The 17,271-nt window shown below is 64.9% G+C and carries 14 protein-coding genes; 4 read left to right on the top strand and 10 right to left on the bottom strand.

The window, feature by feature from the left end; translation table 11 throughout:
• The coding region (locus AC0L3B_RS36780) for a flagellin N-terminal helical domain-containing protein (RefSeq protein ID WP_473334553.1) at positions 1 to 320 on the bottom strand (320 nt) is incomplete at its 3' end.
• Positions 321 to 639: 319 nt separating this feature from the next.
• Between AC0L3B_RS36780 and flbT the strand changes: the two genes are divergently transcribed.
• Positions 640 to 1,080 (top strand): flagellar biosynthesis repressor FlbT, encoded by a 441-nt coding sequence (gene flbT, locus AC0L3B_RS36775; protein ID WP_085348249.1) that lies wholly within the window; start codon positions 640 to 642, stop codon positions 1,078 to 1,080.
• 87 nt (positions 1,081 to 1,167) lie between these two features.
• Here flbT and AC0L3B_RS36770 read toward each other — a convergent pair whose 3' ends face one another.
• From AC0L3B_RS36770 to AC0L3B_RS36730, 9 genes are all read right to left on the bottom strand, one after another.
• Positions 1,168 to 2,667 carry a pyridoxal phosphate-dependent decarboxylase family protein gene (locus AC0L3B_RS36770; RefSeq protein WP_085348250.1) on the bottom strand — a complete coding sequence of 500 codons (1,500 nt, stop codon included), beginning with the start codon at positions 2,665 to 2,667 and terminating at the stop codon, positions 1,168 to 1,170.
• Positions 2,664 to 3,917, bottom strand: a complete 1,254-nt coding sequence (locus AC0L3B_RS36765) for an ATP-grasp domain-containing protein (RefSeq protein WP_473382307.1) — start codon at positions 3,915 to 3,917, stop codon at positions 2,664 to 2,666. Before AC0L3B_RS36765 ends, AC0L3B_RS36770 begins: the two co-directional genes overlap by 4 nt.
• A gap of 1 nt (position 3,918) precedes the next feature.
• Positions 3,919 to 5,568 (bottom strand): hypothetical protein, encoded by a 1,650-nt coding sequence (locus tag AC0L3B_RS36760; RefSeq protein WP_166517474.1) that lies wholly within the window; start codon positions 5,566 to 5,568, stop codon positions 3,919 to 3,921.
• Positions 5,558 to 6,340 (bottom strand): hypothetical protein, encoded by a 783-nt coding sequence (locus tag AC0L3B_RS36755; RefSeq protein WP_085348252.1) that lies wholly within the window; start codon positions 6,338 to 6,340, stop codon positions 5,558 to 5,560. Before AC0L3B_RS36755 ends, AC0L3B_RS36760 begins: the two co-directional genes overlap by 11 nt.
• Positions 6,341 to 6,411: 71 nt before the next feature.
• Positions 6,412 to 8,814 (bottom strand): flagellar hook associated protein, encoded by a 2,403-nt coding sequence (locus AC0L3B_RS36750; RefSeq protein WP_473334555.1) that lies wholly within the window; start codon positions 8,812 to 8,814, stop codon positions 6,412 to 6,414.
• 21 nt (positions 8,815 to 8,835) lie between these two features.
• Positions 8,836 to 10,719, bottom strand: coding sequence for a flagellar hook-associated protein FlgK (flgK, locus tag AC0L3B_RS36745; protein WP_473382305.1), 1,884 nt, complete (start codon positions 10,717 to 10,719; stop codon positions 8,836 to 8,838).
• Between the two features lie 35 nt (positions 10,720 to 10,754).
• The gene (locus AC0L3B_RS36740; protein WP_085348255.1) at positions 10,755 to 13,007 is read right to left on the bottom strand and encodes a flagellar hook-basal body complex protein; all 2,253 of its coding nucleotides are present in this window, start codon (positions 13,005 to 13,007) and stop codon (positions 10,755 to 10,757) included.
• Between the two features lie 178 nt (positions 13,008 to 13,185).
• Positions 13,186 to 13,698: a peptide-methionine (R)-S-oxide reductase MsrB gene (msrB, locus tag AC0L3B_RS36735; RefSeq protein ID WP_026233843.1), complete on the bottom strand. Its 513-nt coding sequence runs from the start codon at positions 13,696 to 13,698 to the stop codon at positions 13,186 to 13,188.
• An 85-nt stretch (positions 13,699 to 13,783) separates the two neighbouring features.
• Positions 13,784 to 15,241, bottom strand: coding sequence for an NAD(P)/FAD-dependent oxidoreductase (locus AC0L3B_RS36730; protein ID WP_368507620.1), 1,458 nt, complete (start codon positions 15,239 to 15,241; stop codon positions 13,784 to 13,786).
• A gap of 194 nt (positions 15,242 to 15,435) precedes the next feature.
• Here AC0L3B_RS36730 and AC0L3B_RS36725 point away from each other — a divergent pair, with 194 nt between their 5' ends.
• The 3 genes from AC0L3B_RS36725 to AC0L3B_RS36715 all read left to right on the top strand — a co-directional run bounded on the left by AC0L3B_RS36725 (position 15,436) and on the right by AC0L3B_RS36715 (position 16,976).
• Positions 15,436 to 15,969 carry a SixA phosphatase family protein gene (locus tag AC0L3B_RS36725; protein ID WP_473334557.1) on the top strand — a complete coding sequence of 178 codons (534 nt, stop codon included), beginning with the start codon at positions 15,436 to 15,438 and terminating at the stop codon, positions 15,967 to 15,969.
• Positions 15,970 to 16,073: 104 nt separating this feature from the next.
• Positions 16,074 to 16,499 carry a universal stress protein gene (locus tag AC0L3B_RS36720; protein ID WP_007602088.1) on the top strand — a complete coding sequence of 142 codons (426 nt, stop codon included), beginning with the start codon at positions 16,074 to 16,076 and terminating at the stop codon, positions 16,497 to 16,499.
• 15 nt (positions 16,500 to 16,514) lie between these two features.
• On the top strand, positions 16,515 to 16,976 hold the full coding sequence (locus tag AC0L3B_RS36715) for a hypothetical protein (RefSeq protein WP_473334559.1): 462 nt from the start codon (positions 16,515 to 16,517) through the stop codon (positions 16,974 to 16,976).
• Positions 16,977 to 17,271: the final 295 nt, after the last annotated feature.

The raw sequence follows: 17,271 nt of genomic DNA, 5'->3' as shown, positions 1-17,271 counted from the left end.
GAGGAATAGCCGACAGTGGTCTGCAGCGCCTGGTTGGCGATCGACTTTGCGCTGTCGATCAGCTTCTGCAGCGAGGTGATGCCGGTGTTGGCAGCCTGCAGCACCTGCACGCCGTTGGCGATGCCGTCGAGCAGGTTGTTGATGTCGCTGGCGCGGTTGTCGAGCGACTGTGCCGTGAAGAAGTTGGTGGGATTGTCCAGGGCCGAATTGACGCTCTTGCCGGTCGACAGACGGTTCTGCGTGGTGGCGAGAAGATCAGCGGTGGACTGGAGGGAGAGGAGGTTCTGACGAACCGAGGAGGAGAGAACGATACCGGACATTGGGTGTTACCTTTCTGGTAAACGACGCTTACTGTTACGCGTCTGCATGGATCGAGTGATCCAGCGACCGGCGGACCGTGGGGCGGAGTCCTCTAACGAAACATGAAATGAAATCGGCGCTTTTGCTGAGTCGGCGCGCGATTCGGCCCATTTGCACACTGGCAACGCCACGCCGCCGGCCGATTTCAGCCTTGATATGATTGAGCTTTTGCACGGCATCGGCCGGGATTTACAACTCGTTAACTAGTCTTGATGGAGTATTGCGCCCTGATCCGCCGCAACACACGCTCGGTTACGAAAGCGTTGATGGAGAACAGGCATGGCCCTCAAGGTCGAGCTCAGACCGCACGAACGCATCATCGTCGGTAACTGCGTGATAACCAACACCGACCAGCGCGCCCGCCTTCTGATCGACGGCGACAACGTGCCGATCCTGCGCGAGCGCGACATCCTCACACCGGAGACCGCCGACTCGCCCGCCAAGCTCGTCTATCTGGCGGTCCAGCTCATGTACATCTCGCCGGATCCTCAGACCCAGCACGGCACCTATTTCAACCTGGTGCGAGACATCGTCACCGCGGTGCCGAGCTCCTGGCCGATCATCGAAGGCATCAACAACAACATCCTCAACGGCGACCTCTATCGCGCCCTGAAGGATGCCCGCAAGTTGATCGCCTATGAAGAGAAGTTGCGCGGCCAGTTCGAGGCCACCCATCCCAAGGCCGAAGCGAGCCAGGACGACGTCAGCACCGCCGCCTGATCCTACGCGTTCGCGCGACCAGCCAACACGACCGACAACGGCCCCGGATCGTCTCCGGGGCCGTTGTCGTTCCAGACCTGCATCGAGCTAGTGTGCCGCGAGCGGCGGCGCATCGACCTCGATCACAGCGTCTCGGCTGCGACGCCCGCCGAATTCCAGCACGGCCGCGACCAGCGCGTCGATGTCGCTCTCGTCGGTACGGTGATTGACGATAGCGGCGCGGATCGCAAACCTGCCGTCGAGCGTCGTGCTTGAGGGCGCCGCGATACCGGACTCCTGGATGTCGGCAACGATCTCGCGGTTGACCTCGTCGGCAGCGCGGTAACGAAAGCAGACGATGTTGAGATTGACCGGCGCCAGCAATTCCAGCCGCGGCTCGGCGAGAACGCGCGTCTCCAGATATTTCGCCAGCGCACAGCTGCGCGCGATCACCGCACCGAGCCGATTTGTGCCGAACGTCTTCAACGTGAACCACGTCTTCAACGCACGGAAGCCGCGCGACAGATCGGGGCCGAGATCGCAGGGCCAGATTGCGCCGGCCGCAAGCCCCCTCGCCTCGCGACGCAGATAGGCCGCGGGCTGCGTAAAGGCCTGTCGATGCTGCTCGCCGTCGCGCACCAGCAGGAAGCCGGCGTCATAAGGCACCTGTCCCCATTTGTGGAAGTCGAGCGCAATGGAGTCCGCAAGCTCGATGCCGCCGAGCAGCGGCGCAAGCTCGGGCGACAGAATCGCGAGCGCACCGAAGGCGCCGTCGACGTGAAACCAGATTCCTTCCTCGCGACACAACTCCGCGATCGCCTTGAGATCGTCGACCGCGCCGATATCGACGGTACCGGCGGATGCGACGACCAGGAACGGCCTGAAACCGACCTCACGATCGATCGCGATCTGCGCACGTAGCGCGGCAACGTCCATGCGATGATCGGTATCGACGCCGATCTTGCGCAGCGCATCGCTGCCGAGCCCAGCGATGTCCATCGCCCGCGAGACGCAGCCATGGGCGGCCCGCGATGTGTAAGCCGTGAGCAGCGCACCGTCATTGCCGATGCCGTACTGCCGCGCCAGCGTGCCGAGCGCGCTGGTGCGCGCCACCAGCACCGCCATCAGATTGGCCATCGACGTGCCGGTGACGAAGATGCCGCTCGCGCTTTCCGGGAAGGCGAACAGGCGTCGCATCCAGTCGACGACCTGGCGCTCCACCTCGATCGGCATGTGGTCGCGGCCGCCGAGATTGGCGTTGAGGCCCGCCGCGAGCATTTCCGCGACCATGCCGACCGCGGTACCGCCGCCATGCACCCAGCCCATGAAACCGGGATGGACGTTGCCGGTCGCATAGGGCGCGACATGTTCGGAGAAGTCGCGATAGACGTCGGCGAGGTCGTTCGCCTCGCGCGGCACATCGGCGTTGAACGCCGCACGAACGCCGTCGGGGATCGGCTGCCACACCGGACGCGCGCGAACGTTGGCGATGCCGTCGATCGTCTCGTCAAGCATGCGATGAGCGAGCGCGCGAAACTCGCTCCAGTCCTGCGGATCGAGCGAAGTGTGCGTGACGGAGCTTTGCGTGTTGCGGATGATCTCGTTCATGCTGCACTCTCCTCACCCGCTCTTGCATGCCGCGACAGCATCGCCGTGAATGCCACAAAGATCTTGCGCATCTGCGGCGGCTTGTACGGAAATACGGCCGGCGGATCCATGTTGTGCACAACGGCGGTATTGTCGGCTTCGAAGACCAGCAGCTCGCGGTTCTGGTTCTCGGCGCAATCGACGATGAAGTAATCGAGGCCGACGCGCCTGCTCATCTCGTCGAGCGCGATTTTGTGGCGCGCGGCGAAAGCATGGTCGAAGTCGAGCATGAAGACGGCTTCCTCGGCCCGCTTCTCCTCGCTGAACGCCATGAAGGCGTTGAGATACCAGATGTCCCAGCGATCGGCGATTGCCATGTGGCACGCATAGGCTTTGCCGTCGACCATCGCGAGACGATATTTGCGGTAGAGCCCGTCCGGACTCGCATAATCGACGAAACGTGCGACGAAGAAGTCCTGCTCTTGTCGCTCGGCGAGATAGGCCGCGAGCGCTCCAGCATCGTCGAGTTTGGCGAGACCGACGCCGGCATGCGTACCGCGCGGCCGCACGATCATTGGAAAGCGCAGTTCGCCCGTGATCTCCTCGCAAACGATCCTGCCTCGCGAAAGCTCCGACAATTGCGCACGCGTCGTGGGGGCGGTCACGGGAATGTCGAGGCCGGGCACGCCCGTCAGCAGACGATACAGCTTGTCGCGATCGAGATTGCCAATGAGATCCGGACGATTGAGCAGCGGCTTCGGCCAGTGCGGCGCGGCCTTCTCGATCAGCGCGAGCGCCTCCCGGCACTCCTCGGAATCGGATGCGATCACGATGGCGACGTCGTGCTCGGGCAGAGTCTCCGGCAGGCCGATGCCCTTGACAACGTAGAGCGTCAACAGCTCGATGTCGGAATCTTCAAGCAGGAAGTCGATCGGCGTGTTGCCGCCCATGTCGATATCGGCGGCGAGCGCGAGCACGCGCAGGCGGGGTTTTAGAGCCGCGCAAGGCGTACGAAACAATTGGTGGAAGGAGAGCACCTCGGTCTGGATCACCAGCCCGGCCTCCTTCTCGCCGAGAAGCTGGGCAATCAGCGAGAGATCGAGGCCTTCGCCGGCCTCCGCCGTTCCCTCCTCGATCCGCGCCAGCAGCCGCTCGCGCAACGGATGCAGGTCGCCGCCCTCGAAGGCGCGGCGCGTCAACTGCGCAAAGCCGATGCGGTCGGCATGGGTCGGCGCGGTCACGCCGCCCGGCGCGGAAACTGGATGTTGCATCTCACACCTCGAACGCGGACTTTGCCGGCACGGCCGCAACCGCGCCACGGTCAAGCAGCAGCTCGATCTTCACCAGCACATGGGCGATGCGATCGAGAACGTGCTGCACATTGCGTTGCGCCTGCATTGTATTCGGCGACCATGCCTCGGTCACCAATCGTGCGCCGACGCAGAGGCGCAACACGGCCTGCGGCGCACCGTCCTGCCGCTCCAGTCGGACCGGCTGGCCGACGAGACAGCGCTGGGCGGCCACTTGCCGGTCCGCCGCGCTGCCGCTGATCTCCTCGGCCATGTCGCACGCCAGCGCCCGATGCACGGCGCTGGTCTCGGCGAGCGAGACCGGCTTGCCGCCGCGCAGCAGCGTGAACGGAAAGATCGTGGCTTGCACGAACTCCTCGTCGTCCGCGCCGGACTTCTCGATCGCGGTGGGAACGGCACGAAGCGACGGCGACAACGCGATCATGCTGTCGGTGCCGGCTGCAAGCTCGGCCAGCATCCTGGCGCGGAAAGCCCCGGGCACGGCGTAGTAGCTGCCGATCTCGGCCAGCGCGGCCTCCCAGCGCAGCCATTGACCGAAATTCGGCCGGCGCTCGAACCGCGAGCGCAGCATCGTCCACGCCACCGGCCAGTCGCAGCGGCCGGCATAATCGAAGATGCCAGGCGCGATCCCGCCCATCCGGTCGATCGACCGCGACAGGCCTTTCGGCAGCAGCAGCGCACCGCTGAAGGCCGGTCCGCCGAAAAATTTCGAGCCGGTGATCAGCACCATGTAACCACGGTCGAGATAGGCGCGCAGCCGCCGGCGACCGAGCCGCGCCTGACAGGCATCGACGACAATTTGAACCTTGCGCGGCCAGCGCCGCGCGATCTCGTCGAGACACGCCTCGCTTGGGGCACGCCAACCGAGTTTTGACGAATCCATGATCTGCAACAAAACGCGCCGGCCTTGCGCGAGGCTGGTCTCGACCGCATGCAGCACCGCGGCATCGGCATCGGTGCGCATCGCAATGCCGGCCGCCATGTCGATCAGCGGCACCGCGATGCTGTCGCCGGCCAGCCCCGTCACCGCGCCGTCCTTGCGCACGGCCATGCCGCCTGCCGTCATCGTGCTGAAATGGTGGCCGCGTGCGGTATGCGGCGTCCCGCTTCCGGTCTGGTCGGCGCCGACCACGATCGTCACCGGCGCCGCGCCGAGCACCGCGCGGGCCACGAACAGGGCGTGAAGCTGGGAGTCCGTGCCGGACGGCGAGAACACGACGCCGATGCGCGACGAGAGCGCAAGGTGGCCGCGCAGCTCCTCGCGCATGTCCTCGCAGCGGGCGTCGAAGGCGATTTCGACCTCGTCGAACAGGCACTTGTGCATCAGCTCTTCGCGCGCCAGCGCGGCGCGGTCGTAGGCCATCTGCGAGATCGTCGATGCGGTCGCGGAGGCGAAATTCCAGAGCTCCGGCTCCGGCGAAGCCGCGCAGCCGTAGGCGTTGACACGGTCGTTCGGATCGAGCGCCAGCCGCGGATCTCCGCCGGAGGCGAGCAGCGTATCCAGTGGTGTGAAGAGATCGCGCAGGCGATAGCGCGAGCCGCCGTCGGACGCGCGCTCGCTGGCTGACAGACGGGATGCGCCGGCGCTCATCCCGAAAGGCTCACGCCGCATCGGCCGCCGCCGCGGGCGCCGGTGCGAATTGCGAGGTGATGTCGCCGTGGAACACCGACGGTCCGACGTGATCGAGCGAGCTCTCGATGTCGGCCCAGATCTCACCGCCGATATCAGTCCAGCGCTTGCAGAAGGCGAAGTCCTCGGACAGATAGGTGCCGGTCGCCGCATCGATCATGCATTCGAACAAGGCAAACCGGTTGTGGCTCGCCGCCAGCGTATCGTGCGAATGCTCGTGGAAGAATTGCAGGGCCGCGTAGTCCGGATGGCGGCACATCGCCTCCAGCACAGAGCGCCGGATCATCAGGAAGCCGGTGCCGGCGTAGCGCACGCGGGTGAAGCCGTTCACTACCACGATGCGGTCGGGGTCCTCGATCTCGAGCACGTAGTCGAGCGATGCGGCCGGCACGTCGGCGCGGCCGGACTGGATCGCCCGCGCGGCCTTGTCCCAGTTGATCCGCTTGATTGGATAACAGCCGGCGACGACGTCCGCGCCGCACTCGATCAGCCGGAACACCTGCTCCGGCTTGAATCCGATGTCGGCATCGATGAAGAGGAAGTGCGTCGCTTCGGGATCGTCCAGGAACATCGCGGCCAGATTGGCCCGCGCGCGCGTGATCAGCGCATCGCCGTCGCGCAGCAGCACCTTGAGCTCGAGATTGGCCATGCCGTGCACGGCGCGCTGGAGCGCGAAGATCGAGCTCGCATAGATGCTCGTCACCTGCCCGCCGAAACATGGCGTGGCCACCACCAGTTTCATCTTCTCCGACATCGTCAGCTCCGCCCCGCTGCAATCCTCACCAAGAGGTAAAGAGGCATGGTTAACGGCGCCTTAACGCCCGCTTACAGGAACTTGACGAGCGAGAGCTGCGCGAGGTTCGAGGTCACCTGGTAGGACGCCTGGAGCGCATTCTGGAGCGACAGGATCTCGCTCGCGACCTGGTCCGGCGAGGCTGATTCCGCCTGGTCGATGATGGTCTGGAGCTGCGCCTTGGCCTGGGTCTGACGCGTGCCTGCGTCCTTCATGGTGTTCTGGGCCATCGCGATGTCGGTCTGGATGTCCTCGATGCGCTGCTCGCCTGGCTGCTTCGTCAGGGCCTGTGTCACCCGCAGACTCAGCGCGGCGACCTGCCCGCCCGAATACTGCCCGGTCGGTGAGGTCGAGAACGTCCCGAACACGGCGACCGCCTGCAGCTCCTTGCGGATCGCGTCCTCGTTCGCCTGCGCGCCATACTGCACCGTGACGGAATCGTCGACCCGGGCCATCGCGGTGGAGCGCGGCGAGCCGGGGCCGTCATTGCCCAGGTACCATTGCACGGTGGTGGCCGAGCCGTTCACCAGCGTCGTCGCCGAGCCGAGGGGCGACGAGCCGACGCGCAGCGGAGCCTTTGCCGCCGTGACCGGGGAGGTCGTGAAGCCGAGCGCCGCGAACGCCGTGCTGTTCGAGCTCGTGATATTGAGGCTCCCGGGATCGTCCGTGTTGATCGTGATCACGCCGCCATGGATCGTCGACGGCTTCGTGGTGCCGGTGATCTGATCGATTTTGCCAAGCAGAGTTGTGATGTTGTCGGTGATGTTGATCTGGTTTGGGCCGCTGGCGCCCGAGGCGACAAAAGTCAGCGTCTGACCGTTCACCGTGATCGTATCGGGATTAACGGCAGGCGGACCCGCCGACCCCGCCTGGAACGCCGCTGAGAGGACTTCCGGGCCGCCCGTAGTCGCAATGCCGCTCAGCACAGTTGAACCGGTGATCTGAGGCGTCGACGCCACGCTGCCGCGCGTCACGCTGCTGAGACCGAGGGCCGTGGCCGCCGCGCCGCCGGTGACCGCCACGTCCGTGCCGGTGCCGGTCGCGATCTGGATATTGCCGCCGGCGCTCAGAGTTACGTTGGCGGCGGGGATGCCGGCGGCCGTCGCGATCGCATTCAAGATATCAGACACCTTCGCGGCGCTGCCCGAAGCCAGTCCGATAGTGGTATTGCCGCTGGCCGTTGTGGTGACGGTAGTGACGGTAGGGTCGAAGGTGATCGTGTGGGCGCCGCTCGCGCCGGTGATGGTCAGTGTGGTACCGGTCGGAGCGTTGGCGAGCGCGTTGAGAATGGTCCCGTTGAGATGGGGTGTCGCCGACGAATCGAGCGACGTGGTCGTAGACGCAATCGCCAATGCGCTGTCCTGCAACGCGACCGAGCCCGTCCCGGTGGTGGAGGTATAGGAGCGCAGATTGCCGGTGGCCGCCACATTCGCGGTGGCGGATCCCGCCGTATTGAAGAAATTGTCACCGGCCGTGATAGCGGACGCCGCCACCAGCGAGGTGCCGGCGAGCTTCTTGATCGCGGTATTCAGCGCAGTGTTGAGGTTCGTCGCCGTGATGTTCGGGTCCGGAGGAACGACCGGAACGACATTGGGATTACCGGGGTCGATCGCAAAGCTGCCGACAGGTGTCGGCGTCGCGGTGGACGCCGTCAGGTCGATCTGCTCGGTCGAGCCATCGGGCAGCGTGAACTGCACGCTGAGCTTGTCGCCATTTTTCGGATTGACGCCGTTGAGGTCGACCGAGAACGACACCGGCGAGCCGCTCGGGCCGGTGACCGTCGCGCCGGTCAGCGTCGAGGAGACCGCGGCGATCTTCAGGCCGAATGGCGATGCCGCGAAGTCCTCGGACACCTTCACCGAGCTCGGCGTCGGCTGTGGCGTCGTCAGCACCAGCCGGCCCATGCCGTTGGCGCCGAGGTCGGCGGCCTGACGCTCCGCCATGACGGTCTTGAAGCCCGCCTGCGTCGTGGTGCCGTTGATGATGTCGCCGGCATTCGCGACCGACGGCGTGTTGAAGGCGGTTCCGGAGAACAGATAGCGGTTGCCAGACTGCGTGTTGAGAACGCCGACCATCGAGCCGAATTGCGCAGCCGCAGTGTTCTGCGCAACCGTCTGGCCGTTGACGTTGAGATCCTGCGCGGTGTTGGCCGAGCCCGTCTGCACCGTGTTGCGGATCGTGGTCAGCGACTGCAACGCGGTATTGGCGAGGTTGATGCTGACGTTGACGTTGGTCATCGTGTCGGTATAGGCGGCAATGTTGGAGAGCTGCGCGCGCCCGGCGATCGCAAAGCTCTCGTTGGTGCCCATCCCGGAATAGTTCTGCGACAGCTTGCCGGTCGAGAGCTGCGTCGACAGGTCGGTGAGCTGCTGGTTGATGTTGCGGATCTGCGAGCCGAGAACCGACGAGGAGTAGTTGATGCTGCTGATCGACATGTTTCAGAGCCCTGTTACTTGTTACACTTGAGCCTGGAGCAACGTATTCATCATGCTCTGCACCACCGACATGACATGGGCGTTGGCGGCATAGGCATTCTGGAGCTGGATCAGGTTCGACATCTCCGAGTCCAGGTTGACGCTGGCGGTCGAGTTGAACTTGGCCTGCAGAGTCGAGACCACGACGCTCTGGCCCTGCTGGAGCTGGGTCGCCTGGGTCGCGGCATTGCCCTGAACGCTCAGGAACTGCTGGAGGTAGTTCGAGACGCTGCCGGTGAAGGGCTGGCTCGCCGAGCCCAGACCGGATTGCGGCGAATAGGAGAACACCGCCGAGGTGAGCTGCGAATAGAGATAGTCCGAGCGCGTGGTGTCGCCGGTGGGCGTCACCGGCGAGGTGTTGTAGACCGACAGCCTGGTCGAGTCGGTGGTGAGCTGCGTGTTCACGGCGATGCGTCCGGCAAGGCCGGTCATCTGCGAGCCCGATGCCGTGATCGCACCGGTGTAGAGCGCCTGCCCGCCATCGGTGAACAGCGGCAGTTGCGGATTGCCCGAGGTCAGCGACGAGATCGTCTTGGTGATCGAGGCCGAATTGACCTTGGCGAGGCCGCTGTTGTCGTCGGTAACCCGCAATGTGGTCGCCGTTGCCGGCGACGGGGCGGCGGCGAACGACAGATGCGAGCCGTTAAGCGCGGTGTTGAGCGCCGAGGCGATCGCGCCCATGCCGCCGGAGAAGTTCACCCCGATCTGCATCGGATTGGCGTTGGTGGGGTTCTGGAGCGGCAGCGCCGCCGGATCGGTCACGTTGACCAGCGTGACCTGCCGCTTGGTATTGGTGGTCGTGTCGGTGTAGGTGAAGTTGACGCTGTTGCCCGGCACCGCCCCGGCAAGGTCGAGATCGAAGCCGGCCGGCGGGCCGGTGACCGTGCTGCCGGCCGTGGTCTTGTCCGACAACGCGCTCGACATCGTCGCGGCGAACTGGTCGATCTGGTTCTGCGCCTGCACCAGCGTCTGGTCGCGCAGCTTCAGATCGGCCGCGATCTGGCCCGAAGACACCACGTTGTTGGCGATGACGTCGACCGAGGATCCGTTCGGGAGCTTGATGTTGAACGCGCCGACGCCGGATTTGGCCGGATCGATGTTGTAGAGCGAAGTCGCCGACAGCGCGCCGGCGGACGCAAAGGTGAATTGCGAAGCCAGCCCGGCGCCGACCAGCTGGATGCCGGTGGTCGTGTAGATGTTGGCCTGATTGGACCCGTCGGTGGTGACGTGGACGTCGACATATTTCGACAGCGTGTTGATGGCCTGGTCGCGCTGGTCCATCAGTGTCGCAGCAGAGGGGTCGTGTTCCGACAGGCCCTGGAGCCGGGAGTTGATGTCGGCGACCTGCTGCATCGCCGCGTTGGCAGCTAGCGCCGAGGTGCTGAGATCCTGCTCGACGTTGGAGCGCAGCGACTGGATGCCCTTGGTGGTGAGGTTGAGCTGCTGCGCCAGCGTCTGCGCGGCGCCGAGCGCAACCGTTTGCGCCGACGACGAGCCCGCGTTGGTCGACAGCGCCTGCAGCGCCGTGGTGAAACTGTTCAGCGCAGTTTCGAGCGTACCGCTGTTGCCGGGCGTGCCATAGACATTCTGAAGCTGCTTCAGGATGTTGGCCATCTGGTCGGCGTAGCCGCTGCCGCCGGTCTCGGTGCGCAGCTGTTTCTGCACATAGGTGTCGAGCTCGCGGCTGACGCCGGTCGTCGTCACCGTCGAGCCGAAGTCGCCGGTGGTGACCTCGATCTGGTTCGGCGTCTGGACGACGTAACCCGGCGTCTGCGAGTTGGCGACGTTCGACGAAACGATCGAGAGCGCAGCCTGATTGGCACGCAGACCGCTCATCGCACTGGCGAGGGCTGAACTCAAACCCATGTTGACTTGCCGCCTTTGGTTACGTCACGCCCCAATCAGCGCAACACGTTCAAAAGATCCTGAACCATCGTATTCGCCGTCGTGATCACCTTGGTGTTGGCCGAATAGGCCTGTTGGGTCACGATCAGCTTGGTGAATTCGTCGGCGATGTCGGTGTTCGAGCCTTCCAGCGACGAGCCGCTGATCGAACCGGAAGCACCGTCGATGGCAGGGCCCGACTGTTCGGTCGCGGCGTAGGCGCCGCCGTCCTGCGCCTTCAGGTAATTGGTGCCGTTGAAATGCGACAACGAGACCTGTGCGAGGTCGAGGTTCTGACCGTTGGAGAAGGTCCCGACCACGAGGCCGTTGTTGTTGACGGCGACCGATCGAAGCTGACCGGCGGCGTAGCCGTTCTGGGTGATGGTGTTGATGGTGACCGCGCCGCTGGTGCTGGCATATTGCGTCAGCCCGCCCGAGGAGATGTTGAAGGAGACCGAGCCCAGCGACTGGCCGCTGACGCTGACATTGTTGATGGTGATACCCGAGCCGCTCGGCGAGGTCAGCGAGCCGTCGGCGGCAAAGGTGAAGGCCTGGCCGGTATTGACCCAACCGACCGTCGTGCCGGTCGCATTCGGGTCAGTCTGGTAAAACATGTTCCAGGTATCGGCATGGCCCGCGCCAAGCGAGGCACTGTCGGTCTTGGCCCAACGCAATTGCAGGTTCACCGGCGTGCCGGCTGCGTTGTAGGCGGTCACCGCGCCACCGCTGATCGATTCCTTGGTGAAGGTGGCGATGTCATTGCCGATCACGCCGCCGGTGCCGGCAACGCCACCACCGTCACGATTCTTGGTGATGGTCGAGGTGAACCCGAGCGCGGCGAAGGCGGCGCTGTTGGAGCTCGCCACCGAAAGGTTGGAAGCTGTGCCGGTGTTCAGCGTGATCACGCCGCCACTGCTGACCGACGACCCCGTTGCACCGGAGAGAGCGTCGATCTTGCCGAGCAGCATCGTGATGTTGTCGGTGACGTTGATTTGGTTCGGGCCTGACGCGCCGGCGGCCACGAAGGTCAGCGGCTGACCATTGACCGTGATGACGTCGCCGGCGGAGAAGCCCGATGTGATCACCTCGGCGCCGCCGGCCGCCGCCGCGCCGCTCAGCACCGTGGCGCCCGAGATCGCGGGCGAGGACAGCACGTTGCCGCCGCGCGTCACGCTGCTGATGCCGAGCGCCGTGGCCGCCTGGCCGCTACCAACCGCTACGTCGGTGCCGGTGCCGCTGGAGATCACGATGTTGCCGCTGGCGCTGAGCGATGCGGTAACGCCGGCGCCGCCGGCGGTCTGGATCGCGCTCAGGATGCTGGCCACCGTGGCCGTCGTGCCCGCGCCGAGACCGATCGTGGTGTTGCTGCCGACCGTCGTGACGGTGGTGCCGCCGTTGAACGTGACCGTGTTGCCGTTGATGTTGAGCACCTGGCCGCTCAGCGCGGTCAGGGTGGTGGAGGCGAGATGCGTACCCAGGGCGTTGTCGAGCGAAGTTGTGGTCGATGCGACCGCCGCAGAGTTGTTCTGGAGCGCCGTTGTGCCGGTCGCCGTGGTCGACGAGTACGGCGAGCGGACATTGCCGGTCGCGGCAGCGCCGGACGTCGTGGCGTTTGCATAGGGCGGAGGCGGCGTGCCGACCGGCAGCGGGTTGGCGGCGAAGTCCGACGGGTTCAGTCCGCCGGCGGCCAGCAGCGTCTTGGTTGCCGCCGTCGTGCTCGCCACGGTGTTCGGCTGGGTCGGCAAGTTCGCCGCGTATTGGATCGAGGTCGTCGCCTGCGCCGGGATAAAGTTGTTCTGGAATTTCAGGACCGTCGCAACGTTGCCTTGCGGGTTGCCGGTCTTCGGGTCGACTGTGACACCCATCAAATAGTAGCCGGCGCCGTTGACCAGATTGCCGTTGGCATTGAGCTGGAAGTCGCCGCGCCGCGTGTAATAGGTGACGCCGCTGAACACCGGCGCATTGTCGACGACGCCCGTCGCCTTCTGGATCGAGAAGAAGCCGTCACCGGTGATCGCCATGTTGGTGGCGACGCTGGAGCCCGAGATTGTGCCCTGCGTGGTGATGGTGGCCTTGGCGTTGGCGGTCACGCCGCCCGCGACCTGCTTGCTCGGGACCGAGGAGTCGGGAATGAGATCGACGAAGCTGGTGCCGATGCCCTTGTAAGCGGTGGTGGATGAGTTCGCGATGTTGCCGGAAATGTTCTGCAGCGCGTAGGACTGCGCCTGCAGGCCACCCACCGAGGTGTTCATTGCATCGAAGATACCCATAACTTTGTCTCCAGATCCGATCTCGGCGGCCGGTCGACCATGGCCGCAGTCGGAGGAGACTGTCGCAAGGGCTATGCCAATGCGGGTTTTCTCATGAAATCAATGGCTTGACGAAAAAGCCCCGGTCTGATGACCGGGGCACAATTGCCGGGACCGGCAACAATTGCCGGGACGAAACCTAGGTTGCGGACGCCGCCGCGGGATGGAAGACCAGCCCGAAACCGTCGATGCAGTAGCGCAATCCGGTCGGCTTCGGACCGTCGTCGAAGACGTGGCCGAGATGGCCGCCGCAGCGCCGGCAATGCACCTCGGTGCGGAGCATGCCGTAGGTGCGGTCCTCGGTCTTGCCGACATTGCCCTCGATCGGCTGGTAGAAGCTCGGCCAGCCCGTGCCGCTCTCGAATTTGGTGTCGGAGGCGAACAGCGGCAGGTCGCAGCCGGCGCAGGCGAAGACGCCCTTGCGGTGCTCCTTGAGCAGCGGGCTGGAGCCCGGCCGCTCGGTACCCTCCTTGCGAAGGATCTCATATTGCTGCGGCGTGAGCTGGGCACGCCATTCGGCGTCGGTCTTCTCGATCTCGAATTTTTGCGCGGCTTTCTCTCCAGCCTCAGCCGGCGATGCTCTGAGCCAGCGAAAGGCCGCAAGGCCGAACAGGCCGGCGACGGTCGTCAACAGGATGCGGCGGTCAAACATCTCATTCTCCATGCGGGAGCGTCTACGCCCTGAGATACGGGCTCTAACCGTCGACGTTACACTTCCGGGCGGAGTTTTTCTCACCTTATCGCGAGGCGCTGTCGTCCTGCGGGACTGGTTCCACGGCTTCCGCCACAGGCTTCGGCGGTGGGGCCGGCCGGGGCCGAACCCCGGGCGGCGGACGGCGCGGACCGGTCCCGGCGGCCCGGTTGGCTTCGGCCAGCCGCGCCTCGCGTTCCCGGTCCTTGACCCTGGCACGCTCGCGATACCTGGCAAGCGAGCCTGCGGCGGCGGAACTCGCCCTGCCCCAGATTCCGACCAGTTGCCCGGCAACCCGCCCGGTCGTTCCCCCCGCCCAGACCAGCTCGAACGGCGAGAACAGCTTCCAGCGCTCGTCGCCCCACAGGATGCTGCGGGCGATCATCTGCCCGGCCATGGCCGAGGTGTTCATGCCTTGGCGGCCGAAGCCGCTTGCGACCCAGAGGCCTTTGCGCAACTGGCCGATCTGCGGCATGCCATGCACGGTCTGGCCGGTGGCGCCGCCGAACATGTCGGTGATCTCGACATTGCCGAGCTGGGGAAAGATCGACCGGATCCGCCGCCTGACGCTGCCTGCAAAGCGCTGCGGCCGTGCGGCCCAGGTGGTCTCCGGACTTTCCCACATCAGCCGGTCGCCATCGACGATCCGGAAATGATCGACGCCGTCGGAATCCATCACCGATCCCTTGAAGGCGATGATCTCGTGCACGCGCTCGCCGAGCGGCGCGGTGATGCCGGCATAGCGCCAGACCGGCAGCAGCGTCTCCGACAGGCGCCGCAACGGCGCGCCGAGATGGATGTTGCCGGCGAGCACGATATGGGTGGCGCGCAGCCGCGCCGAGGGCGTGACGATGCGCTTGCGGATGCCGGAATGATCGATGCTGACGACCGGCGTGTCCTCGAAGATGCGGGCGCCTGCGCGCCGCGCCAGCGCCGCGAGGCCGTGCACATATTTGCGCCCGTCGACCTGGAACGCCTTCGGATAATACACGCCGTGGAAGTAGCGATCGGTCTTGAGTGCGGCGCGGACGCGATCGACCTGCCAGCCCTCGGCCTCGGTGTCGAAATCCTCGTTCAGCATCTGCAACCGGCTGATCAGCCGGTCGCCGGCATCGACGTTGGAGACCTCGAGCACGCCGTCGGTCGGGCCGATCCCGGGCATGTTCTCTTCGGTGGCGTTGGCCCGGACGAACTCGGCGCCCTCTTTCGACAGTGTCCACAATTCCCGCGCATCCTCGAAGCCGATGCGCTCGATCAGCTCGGCGAGCGGCAGCGCGAAGCCCGGCATCACGGTGCCGAGTTGATTGCCGGAAGCGTTCCAGCCGATGTGGCGGCCCTCGAGCACCGCGACGCTGGCCCCCAGCCGGGCCGCCTCGAGCGCAATGGAGAGCCCTGCAAGCCCCGCCCCGATCACGCAGATATCGGCGTCGAGATCAAACGACAGTCGCGCGCGTTCACGAAAGCCGGCTTCTTCCTGGGACACGCTTGTGAAAGTCTCGCTCATGCCGTTTCTTAGAGCATGATCCGGAAAAGTGTGCAGCGGTTTTCCGAAAAGATCATGCTCAAAACAAAAATTTAAAGCGCGATGGGGATTGTCCTAATCTCATCGCGCTTTAGAGGACTGTGCAGGCCCTTGTCACCTTGCCCTCAACCGGCACCTGTAGATTATTCTGGAACGCGTAACGATTCGAGAGTGCCATGCGCCGTTTGATGCTGCTGCGTCACGCCAAGACCGAGACTGACGCGCCGAGCGGCCGTGACCAGGACCGCCGGCTCGACGACCGCGGCCACAAGGATGCCGCCGAGATCGGCGACTGGATGGCCTCCCATCCCCCCTTTCCCGAGGCCGTACTGGTATCGCATGCCGTCCGGGCTCGGCAGACCTGGGACATTGCCTGGGAGACCATGAAGGACCGCGTCGCAGCGCCGCAGGTCGAGGTCCTGCCGGAACTCTACGCCGCCGATCCCGCCCAGATCCTGGAATCCATTCGCACTGCAACCATTCCGGCTGATCCGAGGCAATTGCTGCTGGTCGGCCACAATCCGGGCATGCACGAGATCGCCCTGATGCTGACGGGCGGCGGCGATCCGGCCGCCGCCAAGGCGCTCGCCGACAACCTGCCCACGTCGGGGCTTGCGATCTTCGATTTTGACGTCAAGGATTGGGGTGACGTGGCTTACCGCCACGGTAGGCTGGTGCTGTTCGTCAGTCCAAGGCTGCTTCGAAGCTAAGGCTACTTCGAAGTTAAGGTTGCTTCGAAGCTAAGGCTGTTTCGATCGGGTTGATCGCGCGACGTGCCGGCAAGACGTCCTGACTGGAAGATTTGGAGGCGCAGATGTTCAAGTCGATCCTCGTGCCCATCGACCTCGCCGACACCGACCTGGCCAAGCCGGCGATCGCGACCGCCGCAACGCTGTCGCAGACCTGGAGCGGCGTGGTCCGCCTGCTCAACGTGCTGCCGATGACGCCGGTAATGCTGGCCGAATACGTGCCGGCCGATTTCGACGAGCAGCAGCGCCAGACCTCGGAAGAAGCCCTCGCCATCGTCGCACGCGAGTCCGGCATCGAGCCTTCCCGCATCTCCAGCGTGGTGCGCCAGGGCGGCATCTATCACGAGATCCTGGAGGAAGCCGTTCACATGAAGGCCGAGCTGATCGTGATGACCTCGCACCGGCCGGCGATGCGCACCTATTTCCTGGGCTCCAATGCCGGGCATGTCGTGCGCTACGCAAAGTGCTCGGTGCTGGTGGTCAGGCACTGAGCTCGGAGCAATGTCGTGAAGCAATGGTGGCGGAGATGGACGTACGGGATCCCGCTCGCGATCGGCGATGCTTTATGGGAGGTGCTGGTCGTGCAACTGGCCGCACTGCTGGACAGGCTGACGGTGCGGAAGGTGATCGCCTTCATCCCCGTCGTGATCCTCGTACTGGCTTACTACCACAGGATCCCAATCCCGCCGGAATTGATGCTGGTCGGCGACTTCCTCGTCTATATCGACATCTTCTCGGTGCTGATCCTGCTCGGCGCGCTTAGCCGCGTCACGACGATGCTGTTCGTCCTTAAACAGGCCGCCGCACGTATCGCCAAGTTCGCGGGCAACGTCGCTGCACATTTGCGGCGTCCGGATGTCCGGCATCGGCGCCAACGCGGCGCAGCGACACGACCTCACCGCAAGCCCGAGCGCTCTGAAGACGATCGAGCTCTAGGCGGTGTTTGGGACCAGGCCGCCTTCGCCTGAGCCATATACAAGCTCGTAGCCCGGATGAGCGAAGCGATACCCGCGACGACTCGTATCACAATTCCCGGATATCGCTTCGCTCATCCGGGCTACGAGCCCTTGCATTGCCCGTCGGGCAAAACACCCAAGCTGTCGGTCAACGCCCGCCGCTGAAAATATTCCACTTTACCGAAATTCGGAAATCACGTATGTGTCACCGCAACCCGGCCCAAGGAAGAGGGCGTATCGCGATCGTCACGAACGCGGGCCGGACAGCGGCGGACGCTGGGCCACACCGGCGCGAATGGTTTCGCAG

Source organism: Bradyrhizobium sp. Kon56 (genome assembly GCF_055807635.1).
This window is presented reverse-complemented; position numbering and strand designations above follow the sequence as displayed.